Origin of the sequence: uncultured Abyssibacter sp., assembly GCF_964000955.1 — a bacterium.
Taxonomy (GTDB): Bacteria; Pseudomonadota; Gammaproteobacteria; order Nevskiales; family OUC007; genus Abyssibacter.
The window spans coordinates 1-6,460 of record NZ_CAXFCL010000164.1; the positions used below are offsets into that span (position 1 = coordinate 1).

Here is a 6,460-nt window from a genome sequence, read left to right on the forward strand (position 1 = left end):
CACCAAGGATCTCCGCGCCGGCCGCCTGGAACTGCGCGTGCAGATCACGAAAGTCCTGGCCTTCCTGCGTGCAGCCCGGCGTGTTGTCCTTGGGGTAGAAGTACAACACCAGTGCCTTGCCCCGGAAATCCTCCAGCGACAGGGTCTTGTCACCGGTGGCGGGGGCGGAAAAGTCGGGGGCAGCGTGTCCGATTTCGACGGTCATCTGAAAGCTGTTCTCCTGTCAGTTCTTGATGGGGTCGAGCAGGCCATCCGCGTGAAGTTCGTCGCACAAATCCATGAACGACTCGCGCAGTGCCGGTGGGTGGGCCGTGACGGGTACATGAACCACCATCTGTAGGTTGGCCAGCGCGGCTCCGGTCTGGGTGGCTTCGTAGTGCTGGGCGACGATCTCCACCACCGCTGATTCGTGGCTGCGGAAGAAGTCCAGCACGTCACGCAGCAGGCCGGCTTCCTGCGGGGCGATGATTTCCACCGCGTAGGGTCGCATCTTGCTGTCACCGCTCTTTCCGGCGCTGCGGGTGCACAGCGCGGTCAGGCCGTGTTCGGAGGCGATGGCCGGCAACGCGGTTTCCAGGCGCCCGAGGCTGCTCCAGTTTCCGCCAACGAGCATGGTCGCCGCGAACTGATCCCCCACCGGATGAATCCGGCATTCCAGGATATTGCAGCCGCGGTTGGCGATTTCCGTGACCAGGGACCGGGAGAGGTCGGCCTGCTGCGGACCGTGCATTGCGATCGACAGCAGGTGTTGCGTATGCGGCATAGAAGAATGTCTAAGTTATACTGCCGCGCCCTGCAAGGGCGGCGGCGATTTGATAGCGGGCACGCATCGCCCCGTGAGTTTTTGAAATTCTAGCAAATGCAAGCGGTCCAAGGGCCCATTCCCGAGAGTGCAATCCGATGTTTGAAGGCAGCAATGTCGCCCTGGTCACGCCGATGGATGCCGACGGTGCTGTGGATTATTCCGCGCTGGACGCACTGGTCGACTGGCACATCGAAGCCGGTACGCAGGGCCTGGTTGCCGTCGGCACGACGGGAGAGTCCGCGACGCTGACCGTCGACGAGCATGTGGCGGTGATCCGCCGGGTGATCGAGGTGACGGCTGGGCGTGTTCCGGTGATCGCCGGAACCGGCGCGAACTCCACCGCCGAGGCCATCGCGCTGACCCAGGAGGCCGAGGCGGCTGGCGCCGACGGCGCGCTGGTGGTGACGCCGTACTACAACAAGCCGCCACAGGAAGGGCTATACCGGCACTACATCGCCATCGCCGAGGCGTCGACGATTCCGATCATTCTGTACAACGTGCCCGGGCGGACCGGCTGCGACCTAGCGCCCGCTACCGTGGAGCGTCTGGCGGCGCATCCCCGAATCGTAGCTCTGAAAGAGGCCGTGGGCGACCCGCAACGCGTGGCCGAACTGCGCCAGCGCCTGTCGACGCCCTTCGTGTTGTTGTCGGGTGATGACGGCACCTCGGCCGACGCCATGCTCGCCGGGTTCGACGGTGTCATCTCGGTGACCGCGAATGTCGTCCCGCAACTGATGCGGCGACTGTGTGATGCCGCGCGATCCGGGGACGAGTCCGCGACTCGCGCCGCCGATGCGCCCATGACCGGGCTGCATCAGGCACTGTTCCTGGACCCCAACCCGATTCCCGTGAAATGGGCCCTGCATCTGATGAAGCGCATCGGTCCCGGCATCCGCCTGCCGCTGGTGCCCATGCAAGCTCAATTCGAAACCCCACTGAAGACCGCGCTGGCCGATGCCGGCGTGCCGTTGGAGAACTGAATGATTGCTCGTCCTCTCAGCGTGACCCTGGTTGCACTGGCGGCTGCCGGTTGCGCTTCCAGCCCGTGCAGCAAGGAACAGCCCTACGAGCGTGCCGTCGCTTATCCGCCGTTGCACGACGCGCCCGGGGTGGCCGCTCCCGCGCCCAGCTCGGAGTTCGCGATACCGGAACTGGCTGAGTCCGTCGATTTCGCCAAAGAGGGCGACGCGTCGGGCAAAAAGGCCTGTCTGGAAGTGCCGGCTGCCTTGCCCAAGGTGGACGACGTACCGCCTCAGCCCGCGGATGCGCCTGACGAGCAGGCCGAGGCTCCGCCCGCCTGAGCGCCTGCCGGCGTTGCCAACCAGGGTCGATGTCGATACCATCGCGCGCCGCATTGCCGCCCGCCCGCAGTCAGCGGCGCGCAGCGACCTCAATTCGGAGAAGTGGCCGAGCGGTTTAAGGCGCACGCCTGGAAAGCGTGTTGGGGTGAACGCCCCTCGAGGGTTCGAATCCCTCCTTCTCCGCCAAACACAAAGCCCCGCGTCAGCGGGGTTTTTTGTTGGCGCAGAGGCTGGATTTGGTGGGCACCACCCAGTTCGACGCTTTGGCAAAGTGGCCGGATCGGATCCCGGGCCTTATGTGGCGGCGCCGCGCAGGGCGAGGGTCAGGACGATCCGAATCGATTGCTTGCTCTCAGCCAAAATGCACTCAAGCCCAGAACCAGGCCTTGATTGTGTAGGCGTCGTTCCGGTCCCGATGCCTGGCGTACGCGATTGCGGGTGTGGGGTGAGTGCGATGCCGTCCAGCCTCGCCAACCGACGCATCCGACGGCGCTTCGGGGCTTCGCGCGCCCATCCTCTGACCCGATTCTCGAGGGCGACCCTTTTGTGCAGCCCAACCCTCGAGCGTGTTTACGTGGTCAGGTTGCCGCGAAACCGCTCACTCCAGGTTCGGGAGTGAGCGGTCATCATCGACCCGGGCTTATTCCGCGGATTCGAATAGCGAACGGCTCAGACGAGCGGTCCGGGCGCGCTGAGGGTGATCGCCAACGCTGACCCGAGCGACTTCCTCTTCGGTTGCGTAGGAGATGACAGACAGGGTGTCATCGCCGGCGACCGATACGTAGCAATATTCGCCGTCTTCGCTGGTGGTTGCCCAGTAGGTGCGGGCGCCCAGATCGTGGATCTTGTACTCAAAGGTGTCACGCTGCACGATCGCGGCGTAGTTCGACATCGTGCCGGCGATGCAGAGCTTCTCGCCGTCGCCACTCATGGCGATGCCGTGGTGAGCGGAGTCCAGGATGTACTGGTCGCGGCGCAGGCCGGCGGCTTCTTCGCTGACGGGCAGTTCGGCCACGCGGGTCACGCGATCTTCCTGCAGGTCGTATTCCACGAAGCCGTGGAAGAACGACACCTGGAAGTAGAGGAAACGCTCATCTGGAGAGTGCGCCATGGGACGCATCGCCGCGCTCATGCCCGGATAGCCTGCCTCCTCCAGCTTCTCGGCCGGGTTGAAGGTATGCAGGACTTCCAGCGTTTCCGCATCGATGATCTCGAAAAAGCGTTCGCCCTTGGATGTGTCCAGAATCGGGTTGTCCAGGGGTGTATAGACCAGCCCGATGCTGGCGTGATAGATCAGCTTTCCGTCGTGCGAGAACACGCTTTCATGAGGAGAGTCGCCCGACGGCACATCCCCGAGAATGGCGCCGGTGGCAGTGTCGATGACGTGGACGACATTGGCCGTTGAGGCCGACACGACGAGGCGCGTGCCATCGGGCGATATCGCCATGTGATCGGAACGCTGGCCCGCCACAGGAGTCCGCCAGACGATCTCACCGCTGGCCAGGTCGATGGCGACGACGTCGGCCAGGCTGGGGCGGGAGACGAACAGCGTTTTGCCGTCCTTGGATGCGTACATGTCGTCCACCAGCTGATCGTTGCCTTCGCCAATCAGTTGCCGGATTGCGTGGTAGTAGATCAGACGGACCGGATTGCGAAGAATTTCGCTCCTGCGTTCTTCGAGATCCGGTACCACGTTCACGCGCTGCAGGCGTTGATAGCCGGGGACCGCGAGGATATCCGCCGTGCCCTCCCAGTTGTTGCCGACGATGAGGACGTCTCGCAGCGTTTTGCTCTCGGGCGCCTCGGCGGACGGTGATTCGTTCGAATTGTCGCAGCCGCTGAGCACGCCCAGCCCGATCAGGCTGGCGATAAACAGCGTATGAAGGGTCTTGCGGCGTGAGCCGGTGGATTCCGTCATGGCGGGAACTCGATCTGGTGAATGGGCGGTTCACCTTAGCGACGAGATCTGACTAACTGGATAGTAAATTTACCCTGTTCGTCTCATTGAATATCCAAGGGAAATCAACCCCTTGGCGCAGAAATCCAGAACAACGATCAGAGGCGGGTGACGAACCGCTGCTCAGTCGAGCCGGTCAGGCGGCACTGACGTATGGGACATTGGGGGGAAGTGATGGTGGTCGCGGCCGGGGCTAAGTCGGGCTGTTCACGGCTCCGCGTGGACTTGCCCATGGACGGCCAGCAAGACGTTTGTCGGCCATTCTTGCAGCGTCCGCATCAGCGGCGACGAGAGCCAGCCCACGGCCAAGGCGGCCAACGGGCTACTCGTCGTCGCCTCCCGGCGCCTGATGCTCGCGCTCGTAAAGCGTCTCGAGTACATAGGACAGTCGATCACCGAGATGCTTGTTCGCGGCGATCTCCATGGAGCGGGCGACTTCGGACAGCACGCCCTGTTCCACCAGTGGGCGCAGCCGCCAGACCAGTTCAGCCAGTTCCGGCACCTTGTCGGCCGGAGGCAGGCCGGGGCCGTACTTGTCGAAACAGTGCCGTTCGACCAGGCGGACCATGTCCTCGCTGGCGGCCTCGACGTTGGCGCGCAGCTTTCGCACGACGCTGACCATGTCCTCGAACGGTATGCCGGCGGCCACCAGTTCGGCGGCGGCGTGCACGATCCGCGGGCTGGGCGCCCGGAACTTCGCTCCGGTCTGTTCGAGCAGGCCGAGATCGGTGGCGATCATCAGCCAGCGCGGCGAGAAGTTGCCGCGGAACATCTTCATCAGATCGCCCAACGAATAGGTTTGCGGGACTTCGTCCGTCCATGGCGAGGAGACGGCCCGCTGCAGCCCCATGAGGTCGGCGATGTCGTGACCGGCTTCCATGGCCTGAAACAACTCGCCGATGCTGCTCAGCGTGTAGCCGCGGTCCAGCATCTCCGTGATCACGCGCAGGCGCGACAGGTGATCGTGAGAGTAGATGCTGACGCGACCGCGACGAACGGGTGGGGGGATCAGCCCTCGATCCTGATACGCACGGATGTTGCGCACGGATGTGCCCGACAACCGGGCCAATTCCCGGATCCGATATTCCGAAAGGTTGTCCTGCGCCTGTCGAACCGTTCCGGGCACATTGTCTTCTGGCCTGTCCACGGGCTCCATGGTACGGCCTAACGCTTTTTGCGTCTTCCGCCTGTCCTGGCTGGTCGGAGCAACGGGTGTGTCCGTCATGACGGTCTCGCATGTGACATCAACAGCGAGAATGTTACATCAAACGATGTTGACATCAGAAAAGAATGTTGACACCGTGTGATGACACTAAATTGGATGCCGGAGTCTTTCGATGCTGCCCACCCGCCGCGACTTTCGATTCAACCTGGGTTCCCGTGACGTGCTGAACTGGCACGAGCAGGGGCCCTACGTCTCGCATTTCTTCAATACGCTGTCCGTGTTCTTTCCGGTCGGCGAGCGCTTTTTCATGCATGCCGTCCGACATTACCGTGATCAGGTCACCGATCCCGAGTTGCAGAAGGCAGTGACCGCGTTCATCGGTCAGGAGGCGATGCACGGACGTGAGCACGAGGCCTACAACGCGGCGGTGGCGAAGGCCGGCATGCCGGTTGATGCGATGGAAGCCCGGGTGCACTGGCTGCTGGAGGAACTGAAGCTGCACATGCCGAAGTCGATGCAGCTCTCCGCGACGATCGCCCTGGAGCATTTCACCGCGATCATGGCCGACAAGCTGCTCGCCGATGAACGCGTCATGGGTGATTCGGACGAGATCATGGCGAAGATCTGGAACTGGCACGCGCTGGAGGAAACCGAACACAAGGCGGTTGCGTTCGACGTCTGGGACGTGGCGATGAAGGGGCGACCGGATGCCTATGTGAATCGCGCGGTGGGGCTGATCGTCGCGACGCTGATCTTCTGGCCGCTTGTCGCCGAGTTTCACTGGAGGATGGTGCGTGCGGACCCATCCCTGAAGAAGGGACTGCGCGCACGGCTCAAGGGTTACGCGGGGCTGGCGAACTACCTGTTCCGCTCACCCGGCGCGCTGGCGAAGACGGTTCCCGAATGGTTCGACTATTTCCGCCCGAGCTTCCAGCCGTGGGACCACGACAATCACGAGTTTCTCGCCCGCATTCCCCAGTTCGAGGCGGACATGGAACGGCTGGCCAGCGGTCCCAAGGCGGCGTGACGGTCGGATAGGGGATCGCCGTCGCGCTCCGGCGGCCCCTGCCATCTACATAACTGGATGAAATTGCTGAAGAAAGTTTCTTTCAGTTGCATGACAAACACGGCTTCTATAGTATCCGCGCTCCCTGGTGCGGGGTGGAGCAGCCAGGCAGCTCGTCGGGCTCATAACCCGAAGGTCGCAGGTTCGAATCCTGCCCCCGCTACCA

General features: G+C 63.1%; 7 protein-coding genes and 2 tRNA genes. 5 read left to right on the plus strand and 4 right to left on the minus strand.

From position 1 onward, the window contains the following. A partial coding sequence (locus tag ABNS06_RS07860) for a redoxin domain-containing protein (RefSeq protein WP_348673713.1) occupies positions 1 to 205 on the minus strand: 205 nt, incomplete at its 3' end. Between the two features lie 18 nt (positions 206 to 223). Beyond that, on the minus strand, positions 224 to 763 hold the full coding sequence (locus ABNS06_RS07865) for an ACT domain-containing protein (RefSeq protein ID WP_348673714.1): 540 nt from the start codon (positions 761 to 763) through the stop codon (positions 224 to 226). 137 nt (positions 764 to 900) lie between these two features. Between ABNS06_RS07865 and dapA the strand changes: the two genes are divergently transcribed. The 3 genes from dapA (at position 901) to ABNS06_RS07880 (ending at position 2,292) form a co-directional block, all read left to right on the plus strand. Then, positions 901 to 1,785: a 4-hydroxy-tetrahydrodipicolinate synthase gene (dapA, locus tag ABNS06_RS07870; RefSeq protein WP_348673716.1), complete on the plus strand. Its 885-nt coding sequence runs from the start codon at positions 901 to 903 to the stop codon at positions 1,783 to 1,785. After that, on the plus strand, positions 1,786 to 2,106 hold the full coding sequence (locus ABNS06_RS07875; RefSeq protein WP_348673718.1) for a hypothetical protein: 321 nt from the start codon (positions 1,786 to 1,788) through the stop codon (positions 2,104 to 2,106). Positions 2,107 to 2,202: 96 nt separating this feature from the next. After that, a tRNA-Ser gene (locus ABNS06_RS07880) sits at positions 2,203 to 2,292 on the plus strand. Between the two features lie 454 nt (positions 2,293 to 2,746). Here ABNS06_RS07880 and ABNS06_RS07885 read toward each other — a convergent pair. After that, the gene (locus ABNS06_RS07885; protein ID WP_348673719.1) at positions 2,747 to 4,024 is read right to left on the minus strand and encodes a YncE family protein; all 1,278 of its coding nucleotides are present in this window, start codon (positions 4,022 to 4,024) and stop codon (positions 2,747 to 2,749) included. A gap of 361 nt (positions 4,025 to 4,385) precedes the next feature. Continuing rightward, complete coding sequence (locus ABNS06_RS07890; RefSeq protein ID WP_348673721.1) at positions 4,386 to 5,288, minus strand: MerR family transcriptional regulator; 903 nt, start codon at positions 5,286 to 5,288, stop codon at positions 4,386 to 4,388. A gap of 112 nt (positions 5,289 to 5,400) precedes the next feature. On the opposite strand from ABNS06_RS07890, the gene ABNS06_RS07895 reads away from it, so the two are divergent. Both ABNS06_RS07895 and ABNS06_RS07900 read left to right on the plus strand, forming a co-directional pair. Then, positions 5,401 to 6,255, plus strand: coding sequence for a metal-dependent hydrolase (locus ABNS06_RS07895; protein WP_348673722.1), 855 nt, complete (start codon positions 5,401 to 5,403; stop codon positions 6,253 to 6,255). 128 nt (positions 6,256 to 6,383) lie between these two features. Then, positions 6,384 to 6,460, plus strand: a tRNA-Met gene (locus tag ABNS06_RS07900).

What these genes read in the sequence shown, in the direction of transcription:
- dapA (WP_348673716.1), top strand. Translation starts at nt 901, where the DNA reads ATGTTTGAAGGCAGCAATGTCGCCCTGGTCACGCCGATGGATGCCGAC.
- ABNS06_RS07895 (WP_348673722.1), top strand. Translation starts at nt 5,401, where the DNA reads ATGCTGCCCACCCGCCGCGACTTTCGATTCAACCTGGGTTCCCGTGAC.
- ABNS06_RS07885 (WP_348673719.1), bottom strand. Translation starts at nt 4,024, where the DNA reads ATGACGGAATCCACCGGCTCACGCCGCAAGACCCTTCATACGCTGTTT.
- ABNS06_RS07875 (WP_348673718.1), top strand. Translation starts at nt 1,786, where the DNA reads ATGATTGCTCGTCCTCTCAGCGTGACCCTGGTTGCACTGGCGGCTGCC.
- ABNS06_RS07865 (WP_348673714.1), bottom strand. Translation starts at nt 763, where the DNA reads ATGCCGCATACGCAACACCTGCTGTCGATCGCAATGCACGGTCCGCAG.
- ABNS06_RS07890 (WP_348673721.1), bottom strand. Translation starts at nt 5,288, where the DNA reads ATGACGGACACACCCGTTGCTCCGACCAGCCAGGACAGGCGGAAGACG.